Annotated in this window: 14 protein-coding genes and 1 pseudogene; 5 read left to right on the top strand and 10 right to left on the bottom strand. The window is 58.4% G+C overall.

Annotation, left to right across the window (positions count from 1 at the left end; all coding sequences use genetic code 11):
- Window positions 1–405 precede the first annotated feature (405 nt).
- Both istB and istA read right to left on the bottom strand, forming a co-directional pair.
- Window positions 406–1,188 carry an IS21-like element helper ATPase IstB gene (istB, locus tag KBZ14_RS15230; RefSeq protein WP_255119198.1) on the bottom strand — a complete coding sequence of 261 codons (783 nt, stop codon included), beginning with the start codon at window positions 1,186–1,188 and terminating at the stop codon, window positions 406–408.
- A 370-nt stretch (window positions 1,189–1,558) separates the two neighbouring features.
- Window positions 1,559–2,647 (bottom strand): annotated as a pseudogene (gene istA / locus KBZ14_RS15225) (IS21 family transposase); the annotation flags it as partial.
- Window positions 2,648–3,209: 562 nt separating this feature from the next.
- On the opposite strand from istA, the gene KBZ14_RS15220 reads away from it, so the two are divergent.
- Window positions 3,210–4,121, top strand: a complete 912-nt coding sequence (locus KBZ14_RS15220) for a hypothetical protein (RefSeq protein WP_255119197.1) — start codon at window positions 3,210–3,212, stop codon at window positions 4,119–4,121.
- Window positions 4,122–4,748: 627 nt separating this feature from the next.
- Window positions 4,749–5,378, top strand: coding sequence for a tetratricopeptide repeat protein (locus KBZ14_RS15965; protein WP_399219677.1), 630 nt, complete (start codon window positions 4,749–4,751; stop codon window positions 5,376–5,378).
- Between the two features lie 67 nt (window positions 5,379–5,445).
- On the opposite strand, the gene KBZ14_RS15210 is transcribed toward KBZ14_RS15965, so the two are convergent.
- The 3 genes from KBZ14_RS15210 to KBZ14_RS15200 all read right to left on the bottom strand — a co-directional run bounded on the left by KBZ14_RS15210 (window position 5,446) and on the right by KBZ14_RS15200 (window position 9,049).
- Entirely contained in the window at window positions 5,446–5,583 is a 138-nt protein-coding gene (locus KBZ14_RS15210) for an aminopeptidase N C-terminal domain-containing protein (RefSeq protein WP_255119195.1), read from the bottom strand.
- 254 nt (window positions 5,584–5,837) lie between these two features.
- Complete coding sequence (locus tag KBZ14_RS15205; RefSeq protein ID WP_255119194.1) at window positions 5,838–7,181, bottom strand: HlyD family type I secretion periplasmic adaptor subunit; 1,344 nt, start codon at window positions 7,179–7,181, stop codon at window positions 5,838–5,840.
- Window positions 7,178–9,049: a phosphatase PAP2 family protein gene (locus KBZ14_RS15200; RefSeq protein ID WP_255119193.1), complete on the bottom strand. Its 1,872-nt coding sequence runs from the start codon at window positions 9,047–9,049 to the stop codon at window positions 7,178–7,180. The genes KBZ14_RS15205 and KBZ14_RS15200 overlap by 4 nt, the downstream gene beginning before the upstream one ends.
- Between KBZ14_RS15200 and KBZ14_RS15195 the strand changes: the two genes are divergently transcribed.
- On the top strand, window positions 9,044–9,694 hold the full coding sequence (locus tag KBZ14_RS15195; RefSeq protein WP_255119192.1) for a hypothetical protein: 651 nt from the start codon (window positions 9,044–9,046) through the stop codon (window positions 9,692–9,694). The genes KBZ14_RS15200 and KBZ14_RS15195 overlap by 6 nt on opposite strands.
- Before the next feature lie 230 nt (window positions 9,695–9,924).
- Here the strand turns inward: KBZ14_RS15195 and KBZ14_RS15190 are convergent, their stop codons facing one another.
- Window positions 9,925–10,599 (bottom strand): hypothetical protein, encoded by a 675-nt coding sequence (locus KBZ14_RS15190; protein WP_255119191.1) that lies wholly within the window; start codon window positions 10,597–10,599, stop codon window positions 9,925–9,927.
- Between KBZ14_RS15190 and KBZ14_RS15185 the strand changes: the two genes are divergently transcribed.
- Window positions 10,594–10,962 (top strand): hypothetical protein, encoded by a 369-nt coding sequence (locus tag KBZ14_RS15185; RefSeq protein ID WP_255119190.1) that lies wholly within the window; start codon window positions 10,594–10,596, stop codon window positions 10,960–10,962. The genes KBZ14_RS15190 and KBZ14_RS15185 overlap by 6 nt on opposite strands.
- A 103-nt stretch (window positions 10,963–11,065) precedes the next feature.
- On the opposite strand, the gene KBZ14_RS15180 is transcribed toward KBZ14_RS15185, so the two are convergent.
- Window positions 11,066–11,980 carry a type 2 periplasmic-binding domain-containing protein gene (locus KBZ14_RS15180; protein ID WP_255119189.1) on the bottom strand — a complete coding sequence of 305 codons (915 nt, stop codon included), beginning with the start codon at window positions 11,978–11,980 and terminating at the stop codon, window positions 11,066–11,068.
- 217 nt (window positions 11,981–12,197) lie between these two features.
- Between KBZ14_RS15180 and KBZ14_RS15175 the strand changes: the two genes are divergently transcribed.
- The gene (locus KBZ14_RS15175; protein ID WP_255119188.1) at window positions 12,198–12,653 is read left to right on the top strand and encodes a hypothetical protein; all 456 of its coding nucleotides are present in this window, start codon (window positions 12,198–12,200) and stop codon (window positions 12,651–12,653) included.
- Between the two features lie 8 nt (window positions 12,654–12,661).
- Here the strand turns inward: KBZ14_RS15175 and KBZ14_RS15880 are convergent, their stop codons facing one another.
- The 3 genes from KBZ14_RS15880 to KBZ14_RS15160 form a co-directional block, all read right to left on the bottom strand.
- A complete protein-coding gene (locus tag KBZ14_RS15880; RefSeq protein WP_255119187.1) occupies window positions 12,662–15,661 on the bottom strand; it encodes a peptidase domain-containing ABC transporter in 3,000 nt (999 codons plus the stop codon).
- The gene (locus KBZ14_RS15165) at window positions 15,654–16,535 is read right to left on the bottom strand and encodes a peptidylprolyl isomerase (RefSeq protein ID WP_255119186.1); all 882 of its coding nucleotides are present in this window, start codon (window positions 16,533–16,535) and stop codon (window positions 15,654–15,656) included. The genes KBZ14_RS15880 and KBZ14_RS15165 overlap by 8 nt, the downstream gene beginning before the upstream one ends.
- Before the next feature lie 53 nt (window positions 16,536–16,588).
- Window positions 16,589–18,099, bottom strand: a 1,511-nt coding sequence (locus tag KBZ14_RS15160) for a beta strand repeat-containing protein (RefSeq protein WP_255119185.1), incomplete at its 5' end; no start/stop codon positions are given.

Below are 18,099 nucleotides of genomic sequence, written 5' to 3'. Positions count from 1 at the left end.
TGCTTTTTGGCCGTCGTCAGCTCGTAGTCCGAGAAGCCGAGCTGCTTGCCACCCATCAATCCAGTCCTGGCCTGTGATCACAGCACCATTGTCCCGTGGATCGCTGGGGTTTTCCAGAGCTTCCCTAACACTCTTCTTGCCTCTGGTGAACAGCTCGCTGGCGCCATCCAAGAGCTGCCTCTTCCACTGACTCACCTGGATCGGGTGAATGGCGTGGTCGGCAGCGATCTCCTGGATCGTCTTGCGGCCACTGATCGCCTCCGTGGCGACCCGGGCTGCCCGGTGTCAACTACGTGGGCGGGCGCGTCAATTACGTAGGCGGGTAGGAGCGTCTAACCCCCTGCCATGGCAGGGGGTTAGACGCCGTTGCTGTTCGGGTTGGGTTGGCGGGTAATTGACGCCTGGTCAGGACGCCAAACGCCGTGCTCGTCTGCGGCGGTAGCTCTCGCCATTGATCTGGATGATCGTGCTGTGGTCCACCAGCCGGTCCACCGCCGCCACGGTCATGGCGCTGGTGGAGAAGACGTTCTCCCACTCGCTGAACGGCTGGTTGGAGGTGACCAAGAGTGAGCGGCGTTCGTAGCGGTGCATGACCAGCTCGAACAGCACCGAGGTCTCGGCCTCGTCCTTGCGGACGTAGCCGATGTCATCAATGACCACCAGCGCGTAGCGATCCAGCCGGTTCAGGGCCTTGGCCAGGGCGTAGTCAGCCTTGGCCCGCTGCAGCTCCTGCACCAGCGTGGTGGCGGAGAAGAAGCGTGCTGAGCGATCCAACGCAATCAGGCTGCGGCAGATTCCAGCCGCCAGGTGCGTTTTGCCCACACCGCTGGGACCAAACAGCAGCAGATTCTCAGCGCGGTCCAGCCAGCCGGTGTCATGGGCGAGCTGCTCGATCTGGGGACGGTCCAGATCAGGGATGGCATCCCAGTCGTACTCGGCCAGGGTTTTGGGAACCGGCAGCTGGGCCTCATGCAACAACCGCCGCAGCCGCGCCTGGTGCCGTTGCTGATGCTCCTGCTCGGCCAACACGTAGAGGTAACTGGCCGGGCTCCAGCCGTCGACGTTGGCCTGCTGTTCGGCTGCCTGCCACTGGCTGCGGAACTGCGCCAGTTTCAACTGCTTGAGCAGGGTCGGCAGGGCTGTCTCCAGCGCCGGCCGGCTGGGAGGTTCGGCCCAGGAGTTCGTCATAGCTGCTGAGGGTGTGTTCAGGGATGTCGAGTTGGGGCAGGGCCGCAAGGCCCCGAGGAGGCCGCAGGCCGTAGTGATCACGCAGAGCCATGAGGCTGAGCTCGCCGTTGCGCAGCTGACGTCTCAGATACCGCTCCACACCAGCCAGGTCATCGCTTCTGGCAGCGACGTGGAGCGCATCGACCATCACCTTGGCCGCCTCATCCGGCGGCAGGGCTGCCAGTAGAGCTCGCCACAACTGCCGCCAGCTGCCAGTGGGCAGCAGGTCGTCCTGCAGTTGGGCGCGCAGCAGCGCCCGGGGCTTGCGCCTGAGGCTCTCGATCACGTGGCGGAAATCGATTCTCCGCAGGGCCTTCTGACCCTTCTGGCCATGCAGACGCGGCAGGGTTTCGACGAACTGGCTGCGCAGGAACAGATCCAGCCGGTCATGGCGCAGATGCACGCTCAGCTGCTGTCCGATCAGCCGTGAGGGGACGCTGTAGGTGACCTGCCGCACCTCAATCGTGCTGGTGCTGCGCACCCGTGCCACCAGCGGTTCGTAATCGACAAAGCGCTCCACCGGCAGCGGCTGCAGGTGGAGTCGCTCGATCTCAAGTCTCCCTTTGACCTCGTCGCGGCTGTTGAACGACGCGGTGACCTGGGCCACCAGCTGGCGGTACTCCGCTTCTGCCATGAAATCCCTGCTGCCGCGCTGGATCAGCTGCTGTTCCAGGCGGCGCTTCCAATGGCGATGCGGGCCCTCGATGGCCCCGTTCTCATGGGCCACACCGCGGTTGTTGCGCGTGGCGATCACGCCCAGGTGAGCGCAAAGCTCGCGGTAGCGGCTGGTGTAGTCGCCGGCATAGGAGCCGTCGCGATTGCGAAAGCAGGCGCTGAGGCTGTCTGTGCGGTGCTCTGCCGGCACACCGCTGCAGAGCGCCAAAGCGTTCTGCAGCGCCTCGGCCAGGGCGACAAAGCTCTCGCCGCCGTGAATCACCTCGACATGACACCAACCCGAGTACGGAAGCCGGAAGTGGAACAGGCGGTGCTCCAGCATCACTCCAGCGATGGTGATCGGTTCACCTTTGAGCAGGGTGAAATCAGAAATGCCCAGCACGCCGGGGGAGTGCTTCTGCAGGAACATCACCTCCTGGCCGGGCCCGTGGAGGGCACGCCACTGCTCGACGCGGCGCTGCAGGGTGCGTTTACGCCGGAACCACTCCTGATCAGGGAAGGTCCGCTCCAGGTGCAGCAACAGGGTCTGGGGTTCGAGCTGTGGGGCTCTCTCCAGCATCGGTACCAACACGCTGTCCCAGACCTCAGCGAGTGGGTCGGCTCGAGTGCGCCAGTGCCGATCAGATTTCTGCTGTTGAGCCTTGGTCTGCAGCTCACCGCGATCAATGCGCTGGGCACTGCGCACCGAGATTCCGACCGCATCAGCAGCGATCTGCTGGCTCAGGCCCCTGGCCCGTTTGGCCATGTACTGCTCCTTGATCCGCAACGACAGAGGGGCGGGCATCGCGGGGCTCCAGACCGTGATCGGAGCCCTGTTGTCGCGTCCTGAGACCCGCCTATGTAGTTGCGCAGTCCCGCCTATCTAATCATCGCCAAACACCGGGCCTTGAATTCGGGACCGTGGGTGCGGCGCTTACTCATTGACGGGAGCCCCGATCAGGCGCGCTACCCCCGCCTCAGAGACTAACGATGGGGCCTGTCCAGAAAAACCAGTCCACCTCAGTTCACGCCGGCAGAACTCTGCTGACCTGGACACCAATCCCATTAAGAGAGCTGGAGCCCTACATCCCCAGTCGCGGCGTGCTGCGGCGACAGAAAGAGCCCTGCTTCACGCGGATTGAGCTGCCGCCACCGCCACGCCCGTCCCAACTGCTGGCTATCGCATGACCGCCTCGGCTGAGATGCGCTAAGCAGCCAGGCAAACCACACGCGAAAATCCATTCGAGCGCATCCACATATTGGATAGCTAAATAGCTTGGCAAAAGACGCGCCGGTGTGCCTAAATTTCACCAGAATAGATTAATAGTATGAAAAAGCTACGGAAACTAGCTTTAATCGGCAGCTGCCTAGTCATCGGCGCAGGGGGCGACATCTTCAGCCCTGCTGAGGCATCAAGCTGCATCAAGACTTACGCCATTGACGGCAACGGATTTGCAATCGAAATAATACCAGATGTTGACGGCAACTTACCCGGACAAGACGTCAGCAATACTGCATGCGGATCAGGAGCAATTGCTGGTGGAGCAAACAATAACAATACAGCGATTGGATCCAATGCCTCCGCCGGCGCAGGCATTGGCGGCGTTACCTCCAACAACCTTGCCATCGGCACCAACAGCAGCGCCAATGGCGGCAACGCCATCGCCATCGGCCCGGGTGCATCAGCCACCTTCGCCAACTCAATGGCCATTGGCGCTGGTGCGACTACCACACGTGCCAATCAGATCGTGATTGGCAGCTCGGGCAACTCTTACACACTGCCTGGACTGGCTGCCAATGGCAACTTCATTGGCACCAGCAATCAGAGCGGAGAAACCCAGCTTGTCACTATTGATGGTAGTGGCAATCTGGGCACGAACAACTTCTCCCCGACAGCCGTCAATAACAGCATCTCTACGATCAACAACCGTCTCACGACTGTTGAAAACTCCTTGAGAACTGTCAATTCCCAGATCGAAAACGTTGGCGCGATGGCCGCCGCGCTATCTTCAATTCCTAACTTCACATCCGACAATCGCAAATATGGCTGCGGTGTTGGCAGTGGCGGCTATGGAAGTGGCTGGGCCGGGGCCGCAGGCTGCACCGGAAAGGTAGGCTCCAACATGTGGGTGAATGGCGCCATTGCGTTCACTGGAGCGAATTCCACACCCTGGGGATCCACAAGCTCTATTGCAGGCAGAGTGGGGCTTTTCCTGCAATGGGGTGGAGCCAAGCACTAAAAAGATCAGAGCAGCACCTAATGATGGCAACAGTTCAGCGCGACCTACTGTGTCTTCTACCAATCGCAGGCCTCGTTGTGGCTTGTTCAACAGCAGCCCAGGGACAGAACAACCCCCCACCCAACGAACAGACCCTTCGCAGAACCTTTGTAACCGAGTGCTTGGGTCCAAAAACCGACACAGCAACTCTCAGCTTCTGCAACTGTTCATTCACAAAGCTGGTTAGCCGCTATGGGCTGAACAGCTTCGCGCAGCAGGACTCCCTAATCCGGGCAAGCAATGCAAAGGATCTTGCCATGTTGGCACGTTTGGCCTGGCAGCCAGAGTTCAGCAGCTGTCGGGCCAGATAAACGTATCTCCTGCACACCAATCCGAGCCATCCAGGCGGTACTGCTGGGCACTTGCATTGGAGCATGTAGCCTGGCTGGCCTTCATCCTGGATTAGCCCAACCCTCGGCAGGGCCTGTACGAGCCGCGTCCATCTCGGCAGCAGAACAGACGGACCTGCACAACGCCGGGAAACATTTTGAAGCGGGAGACACCATTGGGGCAATCGAACTATGGAGCCGTCTTCTGCTGAAGCAACCTGACCATCAGGCTGCTTTGTTCAATAGAGCACAGGCCTACTTGCTGATTGAACAGCATGCACTGGCACTGGCTGATCTGGATACTCTAGGCGCTGCACGCAAAGGGCAACAGCTCGCCGATGCAACCGTTCTGCGAGGCGTGGCCTTGGCAGCACTGGGACAACACAATTTAGCCATGCAGAGCTTCAATCAAGCCTGGACTCAAGGGAGAAGCTCATTAGCCCTCGCAAACAAAGCGATCCTGCTCAAAACCATGGGAAAACAGGCCGAGGCACATGAGCTCACCAAGCAATTAGCAATTCTGGAACCAAACATCGCCAACTACTACAACCTGGGTACACTCCAGAAAGATCTCCAGAAATACAGTGCCTGCAGGGAAACAAGCAGCATCATTCTACGCAACAACTCATCGCATGCCCCAAGCTACGCATTGCGAGGAATCTGTGCATATCAGCAAGGCCAGGACGATCCAGCACTCGCCGATCTGCTTAGGAGCCACTCACTTGAACCCACCCAGGCTGAACCCCTCACATACATCGGAAAAATCCTCTTACGCCGCGGCAAAAGGGACGAGGGTGTCAGCTGGATTCTCAAGGCAGCAAGCCTCTATCTCCAGCAGGGAAAAGCATCAGAACATAAACAGACCCTCGATACGGCACGACAACAATAGAGAACCCGATAAACGGATTACTGGCATTGCTTCAGCATGAGTTGGAGAGCCTCCTGGCTGTTGGCGACTAGGAGGCCAACATCAACTGGTCTAAGATCTCACGAATGCGCAGGCTGCGCTTGGGGCCATAGTTCTGCCAGCGGCTGAACACCCTGGCCATGCGGAAGGCGATGATGGGGTTGCACTGGTCCACCGCAGCATCCACTCGGGGCTCCAGGGACAGAAGGACTTGGGCCTGAGGATGCCCAATTCTCATACCCAGATCCATTGGAATCACTGAAATCTATGCAGATTCAGGGGACATCTGTGGATAGGGCATGCACCGATCTATGTGCGGCACGCTCCTAGCACAAGGGCCAGCGAAATTAGCAGGAAGCCAAGGCGGCCGGCGCGGTGGTGCGCAAGAGAGGATGTGACAAATGGGTCCTAGTCTTGACTCAGACCACGTCGGCGTGACCATCACAGCTTCTGAAGGCTGTCCCAGAAAGGCAGCAGCTGCTCAGTAAAGATGGCAATTACAGGTCGCTGACGCAGAACCACATTGGCACCAATCGACATCCCAGAGCGCAGGACTAGACTCCTTCCCTTATAAATCAAAGAACTACGGTCAAGCGCGACAGTAACAGGAAAACGGAAGAAGTTATAGGTTTGGTCGGGCGCCAGTACATCTGATCCGATGGACTGGACCCTGCCCTTGAGCTCACCAAATTCATTATACGGAAATGCATCAACACGAACCTGAACCAGCTGGCCAGGCTTAATAAAGCCAATGTCGCGATTAGAAACGAAGATGCGAGCAACGAGATGGTCTGTAGGCACAATCTTTAGCATCGGCACCTCACTTTCCACCACATAGCCTGGCGCCGTCGGCTTCAGATCAAACACAACGCCATTAGCCGGGGACACAATCTTCTGATACTTGAGCGTGAGATTAGTCTCACTGATCTGATTCGAAAGCTCTGCCAACTGCTTTTCACTCTCCTCAACCTTAGACGAGAAATCAATCTTCGTCATCGCTTCGGTGTTAGTGAGCTTGAAGCTAGCCTCCTCAAGAGCCTCGCGGCTACGAATTACATTGGATGCCAAGCTACGCACCTCACCACGCAACAGGATCACCTCCTGACGTTCTTTGAGGAACTGCGAGCGAGCCATAGCCCCCTGCGATGCAAGCGGAGTGATATCCCGGAGGATCTGCTCACGAATGTTGAGAGCTTCGCGCTTGGCCGTGAGCTGATCCTTGGCTGCATTGAGATTGGACTGAGCCTGGGCCACACCACTACGGGCAGCCGAAACCCGCGACGCATATTCCGAACGCAGTGCCGCCAACTTGCCAACCTGATTGTCCGACAACTGACTACGGTCCACCAATCCACCCAACTGCCCACGACTGAGCTGAACATCAGCTTGCACGCGCTCACGCACAGCCTTCAATGCCTTGAGTTTCGATTGCGCCGCCGTAGTGTCCATCTCCAGCAGCACTTGCCCAGCCCGAACAGACTGCCCATCCTTCACGAGGATCGCCAGAATCACACCGCCCATCGGCGCCTTCACATCCTTAGTGGTTCCCTTAGGCTCCAGCTTGCCTGTGGCCTGAACGGTTTCATCAATTCTGGCCAAACATGACCAGACGATGGCAAAACCAGCCACGCCAACAAATGTCCAGATGATCCAGGAACTCCAACGACGACTGGGCTGAAGTGCTGTCCAATGTCCCTGGCCCTTCTCCTCAGTAATCCGGCGCACGGCCTTCGCACCCACCTGTTGCAAAGTAGGCAGAGCTTGATGTTGGAACCAGCGCTTCATACCCACTGGAACACGGTGAGATGGGGATGATCTACCAAAGAACCCCCAGCCATCGTGGAGAAGCCCCACTGCTGCAGAGAAATCCCATCAAAGCGGGCAATGGTATCACTACCGCGATAGAGCCAGCTATCCATGGGTGCATCAACACCGAGGGATTGCGGTGCAAGTCCGAGTCGATAAGATGAAGCGGAGTCAGGGCTCGAGTGGTCACGAATCTCCACGCAGTCTTGAGTAAGATCAAACCCTTTAATCCAGGCGTAGCTGGAGGTACTGCTGTAGCTCAGGCCCGCCTCAGATCCACTGAAAACAAAGTGATCACGGCCGGTGCCACCAACCAAACGATCAACCTCATCAGCCTCATCACCGCCAGATCCCACGAGACGCGATCCTCCCGAACCAGCAATCAACAGGTCGGATCCACCGAGACCAAAGAGTTGATCCACACCTGTTCCGCCAATAAGCCAGTCGTCATGACTGCCGCCGATCAACAGATCATCACCAGCATTGCCCCACAGACGATTGCCCTGATCGAATGCACCCGTGATCCGATCGTGACCACCTCCACCCTGAACACTCCGGGCCGTTGCACCCGCTAGGCCATAGCGATAGGAAGCGCCACCATCAGGCAGCCACACCTGTTCCATTAGGGCTTGATCAAGCACGTTACGACCAATGGCCTGACCCATCGCCAGGCCGGTGAGGTTATCGAAGGCAAAGTGGATTCCTCCATAGATACGACTCATGCCCGACTCTTCGGCAGCCTGCATCAGTGAGGTATAGCTTCGGCTAATCTGTCGTTGATTTCCACCCTGGAGGGTGAACATCTGGGCATCACCAAGTAGCTCAGCGGCAACTGTGGCTGCTGCAGCTGAGAAGGTACTGTGACCCGAGGGAAATGCCGGAAAAGGGGGTGTGGAGATTAGAGGCTGCCAGAAAGGATCGGCCTGCGTGTCGGAATTGCCGTCCCGATCGGCCTGCTGAATGGCCGTAACAGGCCTCCAAAAGGCAGGGTCATACTTAACACGCCAGGCCGTCATGCCAGCATCTGCCAACGCAAAGCCGGCGGCGGCATAGAGACGCGTCGTGTTAAGAAGATTGAGCTGCTGCTGCTCAGCAATCGTTGCTAGAGCAGTTTGCCAGTGGCCTGGCGGTGTTTCGGTACCGACGCCATTGGCCCAAAACATCGCGATCTGAGATTGATCATTGGTTCGCAGCTCACTCTTGGCTGAGCCCAGTTGCTTCACTTGCTGAAACGCCTCGGCGTATGCACTCGACGTCAGGGAAGGCAGTGCAGGAATCACAGGATTCGAACCAGGATTCGAAACGCGCAGGCTGCCGGCAATCCAGGGATCAGCAGCGCCCCAATCCGGCAGTGAGGCCGGCTTGGGGAAACCAGGGCCGGTTGGTTGGTAAGCACCAGCAGCCGGTACATCCGTGGCATTCGGATCAGGCGGGGCATAGGTGGTGCTCCCCAGCAAATTGCGATCACCGGCACGCAGGGCGAGCAGGGCTTGGGCTACCTGCTGGCCCAGTGCCTGTCCCAAGTGTGATGCAGCTGTGGGAAGCTCACCCATCAATGACCGCTGAACCGTTTCAGCCACAGTGCTGGCATAGGCACGACCTTGAAACACATCGGCCAGAACGAGGCCCGCGCTGCGAGCGAGGGCCACGGAGAGATCTACACCTGTCCACTGGTGTGGTTGGGCCTGGAGTGCATAGCCCGCATAGGGAGACCCCTGGGCGGCATTCACGACATCAAAAGCAGCACCATTGAGCAGGGCTAGGGCACGGGCCACCAGAGGAGGCGGCAACTGTTCAGCGGCAACTCCATCCAGCAACAGGCGATTCCAGAACGTGAGATCTTGCAAGCGCGGATCAACCTGGAGCCGGCCATCCACCACGATGGTGGACTGAGCCGCCACCGCAGCCGTGAGCGAGGACGCCAGGGGAGCAGCTTCGTCGAACGTGGCGCGGGAGCCACGGCCCCGCAGGCTGCCGCCATGCAACTGGAGAGGGCGCTCAGCTACCAGGCCCAGATCCTCCACCCGATCACCCGGCCGCACCACATAAACAAAACGAAGTTCGTTGCTGCCGCTGCCCGCGAGGTAGCGGGCTTGGGCCACACTGCCTTGCAGCTGCAGGGAAAGGGTGGGAGCCCCTTTCACCACTACAGCTTCAGAAAGCTGAACGCGGAACTCAAGGACATCACCGACTCGATAGGTGCGGTTGGCGCTGCTGCAACGGAAACTCACGATCTGTGGAGCCAGGCCCAGCACAGGGGATGGGGTGGCGGACTGAAGCAAAGAGCCCGGCTGGGAGCCTGTGGGGAGGAGCAGCGGAGCGGACTGACCCACCAGACTCAAGCTAGTGGCGGGCAAGAGATCGAGAGCCGCTACAGCATCACCACGGCGGATCGTGTAGCTGAACAGCAAGCGCTGGGTGCCATCACCGGTGAGATAGCTGGCCATCGCCCCTGGCGTGCCGAGATTGAGAGGAAGGCCAGCCTTGGATGACAGCCGCACTGGTTGATCAAAATCAACGGCCAGCAGAAGGACCGACCCAACCCGCAAGGACGACTGGAGTGGGGGGGGCCACAACCTGCGCAGGCCAACCAGCTGTGGCAAAAGAGATACTGAAGCCACAACGAAACGGATCGATGCTATTCAGAAGACTAAACAGATCATCAGGACAGAGTCCAGTGAACAGGCACAGATCGCATCAATCCAGATAACGGATAAGAAAATTAGATCAAGGGCATCTTCATGACCAGCACTCGGAGGGCGCCCTCCAACAGCACAAGCGCCAGAACGGCAGCCGCACTCCAGCGAACGAGGCGCAAGCGACGGCGCTGCTGACGCGGCAACCGCAGCGGGACACCGGATTGGCGTTGCAGACGCCGCAGGCTGGCCAGCCTGCGCTCGACGCTCACCAGGTTCACGATCGACACCAGCAGGGCCGCACAGCTGAGCAGCACACGGGGCCACAGACCCATGCCGATGGCCTTGTAGAAGGGAAGCACAGCCGCGATGATGGATCCGAGGCCCAGGGCGAGGGCCAGTGGTGAAACCAGCACCATCGCCACACAAGGAATCGCCAGGGCGGCGGCAAGCAAACCGAGTAACTGCGTGAGCAATGGCACAAACTGACCTGTTGCAAGGCGCAGATCACGCACACTGCTTGTGATGGCTGAGCCATCCGCCATCACAATGGCCACATCGTCCTCAGCTTGGCGGTCAGCCGGGAGATCGACGAGAGCCTGGGTTGGGGCATCCAACAGGATGGCCTGATTCGGGGCCCGATCCAGGAGGGAGGGCAACAGCTCAAGGCGTGATGAATAGGGGTAGCTGCCACAGGGATCATCGGCCTCCAACAGTTCGCCATAGCCACTCACCACCGCGGCTGATGCCGGCAGTTGCAACCCAAGGGTGCGCTGTTCATCCAGCACTATGCGCATGAGAGCCTGCGCGACATCGAGGGCATGTTGAGCCGGGCGATCTACCGCCACCGGCAGATTAAAAAAACCACGAAACTCCAGCCAACCCTCACTGGCGCTCCTGTGAGGAGGCACAAAAGCGCCGAGAACTTCCGCCTCGCTGCGCAGGCGATCCAGCAGGGCACAAACTTCCGGCTCGGTACTGGGGATGGCGCTATGGCGCAAGCTGAACAGTCGATTGAGGCGTACCTGCAAGATGCTGATCTGGCCGATCTGCCCCGCAGCGAGGTGGGCCTGACAACGGTTACAGAGATTGCGCTGGAAAGGAGAGCGTTGAATCCCGAGTAACCGGGCCAAGCCGGAAAGGGGCCCTGCCAAGGGCACCGAACAGGCCAGACAGCGATCGGCAAGGGGGAGTGAACGGGGCATCGGCTGATCAGGCAGGGCTGGATTAGGCGGAACGGGAAGCCGTGGATTGATAGGCCGCATGAAGGGCCCGAATGGCCTCCTGCATTCGGGGCTCACGGGCTAGGGCTAGAGGAAAAATCAGCAAGTCCTGATCGCACAAACCCGTAGCGAACGGAAGGGCACGGATCTGTAACCCAGGCGTATGAGCCTCCGCAAAGGCCACAGCGCGGTGGGTGGATGCAATGATGGTGTGTTGATCAGCAACCATGGCTTCCAAAGCGGCCGGCTCAAAAACCTTGCTGGCAAGGGGCTTGCTCCAGAGGTTCAACCGAGACAACTCGGTAATATAGACGCTATCAGCATCCAAGGCTAACGCTGGTGAGGGATAGGCATTAAGATCCGCAAGCGTAATGCCCACCTGGCGATGCAATGGGTGGGTAGGACTGGCATAAAGCAGCACCGGATCTTCGCTCAGCGCCAGGAGTGCGTAGGAATCGCGTGACTGGGGCCTAGCAAGGGGCAAAGGAGCCATCAACGAGAGTGCCCCGGCCACATCAAGGCGACGAATCTGCAAAAGATCCAGCAGGCCCTGCTCCAGGAACTCGAGGGAGCGACGAGCCGATAACCACGTCTTGGGCAGCCGCTGAAGCAGATCGTTCGGCGCCCCAGGAGCGAGACTAGCTGCCCAGGGCTCAGCAACCCAGCGCAGCATGCCGGACTCCCTGCAGCGCAACCGCTGGGCCACATGGCGGAGATCCCTTAGGACATCGTGATTCCGCCCGACCTGATAGACGCCGGCCTGCTTGCGGAGATCAAGATTGAGAGTCCGAGCACAGGCCTGTGCGCCTCGGTAGGCATTGCTCTGGGCGATCCCACAAATTTCGCCAACGGCATGGGAACTGCCATAGATCTCCAGGAGATCGAGATAGAGCAATCCCTCGGAGAAGAGATCCCGCATAGAAGCCAGCTTAATGCGAGAAACGACTCAACGCCTTGACGGAAGAGGGGGACCGCCCTTCACAGTTGACATAGTACCGGCGGAACCAATGACTAGAGCCACATGGATCCGCCTAGCCAAGAGACTCTTCCGAAGTGGATCGTTTAGCCAATTAGCGGATATACAGATTACGCTTCTCGAGAGCCAGCTTGGTCTGCTGTGGCCGTTTCATATCGTGATGCGCGATGGCCGCGCCAGCCGGGTGGGGCCGAGCCTGATGAAGTGCCTAGACCTACCGGACGTGGCGGGCTTCCCGCTGCAAACCTTGCTGGAACTCACAATCCCTGAGGATCTAAGCCCCGTGGATTGGCTGCAGCCTGAGTCCCTGCAGGATCGTCCTCTGGAGCTGCGCAGCCACAACGGACATACCTTCAGCGCCGAGCTGCAACCACTGCCGCCCCAGGGATGGTTATTGATCCTGCAACCGATCGCGCAGTCGATCCAGGATCTGCATCGCTACGGACTCACGCTGCAGGACCTGAGCCTGAGCGATCCGCTGCGCCAGCGTGTGTTGCCAGCTCTGCTGAACGAGGGCCTCCAGGAGCTGTTGCTCCAGGAAGCCAACAAGGCCTACACCAACGCCGAAACTGCCAACATAGAAGCCTCTTGGCTGGATCTGCGGCTGGAGGAGTAGAGACTGCTTCAGGTGCTGGATCCAGCCTCCTGCTGGCGGAACAGCGCGTAATAACGCCCCCTGGCAGCCATCAACTCGTCGTGGGTGCCCTGCTCCTCAAGCTGGCCCTGGTGCATGAGCAAAATCCGATCGGCGTGTTTGATCGAGGAAAGCCGATGGGTGATAAAGAGCACCGTGCGACCACGAAAATGCTCCATCAAATTGAGGGAAACCCGTCGTTCAGTGTCGTAATCCAGGGCAGAGGTGGCCTCATCCATGATCAAGAGGCGTGGATTTTGCAGCACGGTGCGGGCGATGGCAATGCGTTGCCGTTGGCCACCGGAGAGCCCACCGCCCCGTTCACCTACCGGAGAGCTATATCCAGCAGGCAATTCCATAATGAAATCGTGGGCACAGGCCACCCGGGAAGCAGCAATGATCTCTTCACTGGTGGCTTCGGGATTGGTGAGGGCAATGTTATCCTGAACAGAGCCCTCAAACAACAGTGAATCCTGGGGGACAATGCCGATCTGGCGGCGTAGGGAATAGAGCTCCACCTTGGCGATGTCGTATTGATCCACGAGGATGCGCCCTGAAAGCGGTGGATACAGACGGGGAAGCAGCTTGGTGAGGGTGGATTTGCCAGAACCGCTCTGGCCCACGATCGCCACAAACTCTCCAGCAGGGATGTCAAGGCTGACCTGGGAGAGCTGCAAGGGCCCCTCCTGACCAAAGCGAAAACTGACGGTGTCGTAGGTAATAGCCCCGGTAATGGGGGGCAAGGGGATATTGACGCGATCGGCTTCGTTGGATTCTTGGGGGGTATCGACGATGTCGGCAAGACGCTCAAGGGACAAGGCGGTTTGCTGAAAGTTCTGATAGAGGTTGGAGAGGCGCAGCAGTGGGCCGGTCACATAACCGGCAATGATGCGAAAGGCAATCAGCTGGCCAAGGGTGAGCTGTCCCTGGAGCACCAGATAAGCCCCAACACACAGCACCGATAGCGTGGATGCCTGGTTGAGGAACTGGGTAAAGCCATTGGTGGTGGTGGATGTGACCGCATTGCGGAAGCTTTCAGCCACATAGCCGGCGTAGCGCTCCTTCCAGCGCCAGCGAGCCATGAGCTCAAAGTTTTGGGCCTTCACCGTTTGAATGCCCGAGAGCACCTCCACCAGATGATTCTGGGTTTTGGCGTTGAGTTCGGCCTTCGTACGTAGCTGCTGGCGAATCACCGGGGAGGTGCCCACGGTGATCAACGCTAGGAGGGGTGCCACCAGCAGGGCCACGATAGTGAGGACCCAGCTGTAGATCAGCATCACGATGATGTAGATCACGGAAAACACCACATCAAGCACCACGGTGAGGGCCGTACCGGTGAGGAAAGAGCGGATTTGCTCAAGCTCAGCCAGTCGGCTCGACAGTTCACCGACGGGGCGACGATCAAAATAGCCAAGGGGCAGGCGCAACAGGTGATCAATCACCTGTTCGCCAAGGGAGAGATCGATGCGGTTGGTGGTTTCAATGAAGAGATTGGTGCGCACGGCGGTGAGCACGTTCTCAAAAATTGAGAAGCACACGAGCAAAACAGCTAGCACTGGCAACGTGCTCATGCCGTTTTGGCCGATCACCTTATCCACAATCTGCTGAACGATCAGCGGATTCATCAACTGGAACAGCTGAACAAACAGCGAGGCCACTAACACTTCGATCAATTGGCGGCGGTGGCGGCGAATCGCCGGCAGAAACCAACTGAGCCCAAAGCGTTTCTGGGGGGTGCGATCGGTGACGCGTAGCAACAGGATCGGCAAGGTGCCATCTTCTGATGCCAAGACCATGAGGGTTTCGGCATCAACCGATTCCATGCTGCTGCGGGGGCGCCCCAACAACAGGCCGCTAGGGCTGGCAGCAAAGGCCACAGTGAGTTCGCCATCGCCGAGATGGATCAAGGCGGGAATTTGCAGGCGTCCGATCAGACCAACTGGCAAATTCAAGAGCTGGGTTTGCAGGCCGAGGGATTCGGCCAAAGCAGCGCAGAGCTGGAGAGACACCGTGCCACCCGAGCGGCTAGACTGATCCTCGAGGATGCGTTGCAGCAGATCCGCCTTAAGGGGCAAATTCAGATGGCTAGCCAACATCTTGAAACACGCCACAGCCTCAGGAATAGGCCCAGGAGCTGATGAATAAAATCGAAAGACCTGATTTGGATGCTGATCATCTGGACCAGGTGAGGGGTCTTCGACAGAAGGAACAGACGCTGATACAGCTGATGGCCTTGGGGTAGAAAGTGAAGGCGCCAGCAGGGAGGCAGATTGGGGATGGGTCCAGAGGTTGGCAGGCAAGCCGATCAGGCGGATCAAACCCTCAGCCTGGGTCTGAAGATCGGGCAGTTGCTCAGCTGTGATGCGAGTGCCGAGGGGTATGGTTTGGCCGCCACTGGCCAGCAACCAACAGTGCTGGGCATCGAGGGCGATCTGGCTAGCGGAATCCGGTGTGATCAACTGCACCTGGGCCAGGGAAGCGAGCCGGCGAATCCAACTGCGCAGTTCCTTGCTGGAGGTTGGAAGCGTTAGATCAGGTTGGGCCTGGAGCAGGGGCCAGAGATCCGCCGGACTGAACTGCTGCCGGTAGTGGAGCGAAAGAGGAGGGTGCTGGCTGAGCAGGTTCAGCCAGTCGGATGCTGGGATTGCCAGGAGGGTGCATTCACTAGCAGCCGTGAGAAATTCCAGCGGGTGAGCGGCTTGCAGCGAGGCCCAGCCGGCGATGAAGGGCGGCTCATACAGGGCCAGGGTGAGGCTGCGACCAGGCTGGCTGGCGTGGTTAACAAGCTGGCGAAGCTGTCCGCTTAGGAGGAGATAGAGGGTTGAGGGGATGGCATCGGCAATGAGCAACGGCTCGCCCATGGCCTTGGTTTGGAGGCAGAAGCGGGACGCGATGGCATCAAGCTGCCCGGGGTGAAATTGGGAGAAGCATTCCCAGCGAGCGAGGGCGGAGCTGATGGCCTGGTCGGGCCCGGAGGCGGTGTCAACCACGCGCAAAAAGAGACTTGAAAAAACGGGGCTTGGCGGGGGCTGCTGCTGTGGTTAGCGGTTTGGGCTCAAGGGCATCACGGGCTGGAAGCGCAACAAGGGATTCGGGGGATTCGGAGGGTTGATCACTGGGCAACTGGGCAACGGGTAGCTGGAGCTGGGCGAGGGCCACTGACACCTGATCACGGATCCAAACCTCGTACATCTCGCTGAGGAGGCGCTCATTCATGGCCTGATCAAGTTGGGCTGGGACATGACGTTCGTGGCGCAGGAGCACCCACCAGCCCTCGGCTTCAAAGGGGGGCCAAAGCTGACCTGAGGTACTGATGCGGAGGCGTTCAGCTAGCACAGGGTTGATGCGGCCAAGTTCCATGGGACCAATCAGTCCGTTGAACTGCTGTTCGATACCTTCGGAATAAGTAGAAGCGAGATCGGCGAAGGTGGCCTCTTCTTCCTGGAGGCGGAGGTGCAATTCAACGGCCTTGGCGCGTTCACGGACACGGAGCAAGGAATAGGTGACCCTATCGAGGGAAGATTTACGTTCGAGAAAGAGCGGTTCGATGCGTTGGGAGAAAGTGGCCAACTTGAACTGCTCGAGTTGCAAGGCCTGAAATAGGCGCTGGCTCATCTGCGGTTCGCTGATGCCATGGAGCTCCAGCCAGGAGGCAAGACCGGCCTGATCGGTGATACGCTCGCGAGCTATGAAGGCCTGCTGAAAGGCAATTTGCTCCTCACGGGTGGGAGAGAAGGAACTGCTTTGGCTGCGCTCAATGTGACGGCGCAGGAGCAAGGGCAACAGATCAAGATCGGCAAGCACCGCGGGAAGATCCGAGAGGGGGATCGACGTGCCTGCGAGATTAAGGCCAGGGATAGTCATCTTAGATAAAAGAACGGAGCCCGAAGGCTCCGTATCTGACAGTTGGCTTGTTATCAGGTCAAGCCATTCGGCTTGGAAGTGGCAACACTGGACAGACCTACGAGGTCGCCAGCAGTGACATCAAAGATTTCCGCCAAGGCCGCAACTTTAAGATTAGCACTCGCGAAACTATTGCCCGCGACCGTGCCCGATGTTGTGTAGTACGCACTATAAACATAGGCGGATGTTTTTTGATTATCGGAAGACGATTCTCCGTAGGCCACATACACAAAGTCGGTAGCACCAGATTTACCTACAGATCCCGGAGCCGCGACGCCACCCTGGTTGATAACAAAAGCAATCGAATCTGCGATAAATGTGGCGCTCCTAGCATTGTCATAAGAGATGCCTACAGCAACAGTCATATCCTCGTAAACCTTGCCATCAGTAAGGCGATAGCCCGAGGCCTGAGTCAAGTCGGTAAGCTCAGTGAAAGTTCGCACCAGATTCATACCTCCATAGAATATACCAAACTTATCCTCGGAGCCTACCAGGTCGAATCCAGATACTTTGTTAAAAGCAAATGTAGAAGGACCAGTGGCGACTGTTCCGTTGGCGTTATAGCTCGTGTAAGTAGAAGAATCGCCAACATTAAAGATCAGCGTATCGGCAACATTATCAGATCCAAAGCTGGCGGAGACAGCGCGGGAATTAGTGAGAGCCGTAGACAACTGAACCAAGTTAGAGCCCGTGTCCCCAGTGATGGCGACAGAAGCGATACTGCCAATATTATCTATCTTTACATTGTTGAGGTCTAGCGTGCTACCTTCTATGCCCGCATCATCATTAATCGCAATAGTCCCTGCGCCCTTGAGCAGGGCGCCAGAGGCGTTGTTTATATTGACAGTGGTATCAGACAGGGAATAAGAGACATTACCGGTAGTTGCATCATCAATCGCTGTTATTTGGGCAATGCTTCCCGCGTCGGTGACGGTCACAGCAGCTGTGGCTGCCGTCACCTTGCTGGCATCAGTGATCAATGCAGCAGTCACCTCGGCTCTCGTACCGCTGATCGCTACCGCATTGGCAACGGTCACCGCACCGGTTGTTGCAGCACCAATCGCACTCAGATCCGCTGCTGTCACAGCAGTACCCGCCGCATCGTTGATGGTCACAGCAGCTGTGGCTGCCGTCACCTTGCTGGCATCAGTGATCAATGCAGCAGTCACCTCGGCTCTCGTACCGCTGATCGCCACCGCATTGGCAACGGTCACCGCACCAGTTGTTGCAGCACCAATCGCACTCAGATCCGCTGCTGTCACAGCAGTACCCGCCGCATCGTTGATGGTCACAGCAGCTGTGGCTGCCGTCACCTTGCTGGCATCAGTGATCAATGCAGCAGTCACCTCGGCTCTCGTACCGCTGATCGCCACCGCATTGGCAACGGTCACCGCACCAGTTGTTGCAGCACCAATCGCACTCAGATCCGCTGCTGTCACAGCAGTACCCGCCGCATCGTTGATGGTCACAGCAGCTGTGGCTGCCGTCACCTTGCTGGCATCAGTGATCAATGCAGCAGTCACCT

Origin of the sequence: Synechococcus sp. HJ21-Hayes, assembly GCF_024345835.1 — a bacterium.
Taxonomy (GTDB): Bacteria; Cyanobacteriota; Cyanobacteriia; order PCC-6307; family Cyanobiaceae; genus Vulcanococcus.
This window is presented reverse-complemented; position numbering and strand designations above follow the sequence as displayed.

What these genes read in the sequence shown, in the direction of transcription:
- KBZ14_RS15205 (WP_255119194.1), bottom strand. Translation starts at nt 7,181, where the DNA reads ATGAAGCGCTGGTTCCAACATCAAGCTCTGCCTACTTTGCAACAGGTG.
- KBZ14_RS15220 (WP_255119197.1), top strand. Translation starts at nt 3,210, where the DNA reads ATGAAAAAGCTACGGAAACTAGCTTTAATCGGCAGCTGCCTAGTCATC.
- KBZ14_RS15165 (WP_255119186.1), bottom strand. Translation starts at nt 16,535, where the DNA reads ATGACTATCCCTGGCCTTAATCTCGCAGGCACGTCGATCCCCCTCTCG.
- istB (WP_255119198.1), bottom strand. Translation starts at nt 1,188, where the DNA reads ATGACGAACTCCTGGGCCGAACCTCCCAGCCGGCCGGCGCTGGAGACA.
- KBZ14_RS15175 (WP_255119188.1), top strand. Translation starts at nt 12,198, where the DNA reads ATGCGCGATGGCCGCGCCAGCCGGGTGGGGCCGAGCCTGATGAAGTGC.
- KBZ14_RS15180 (WP_255119189.1), bottom strand. Translation starts at nt 11,980, where the DNA reads ATGCGGGATCTCTTCTCCGAGGGATTGCTCTATCTCGATCTCCTGGAG.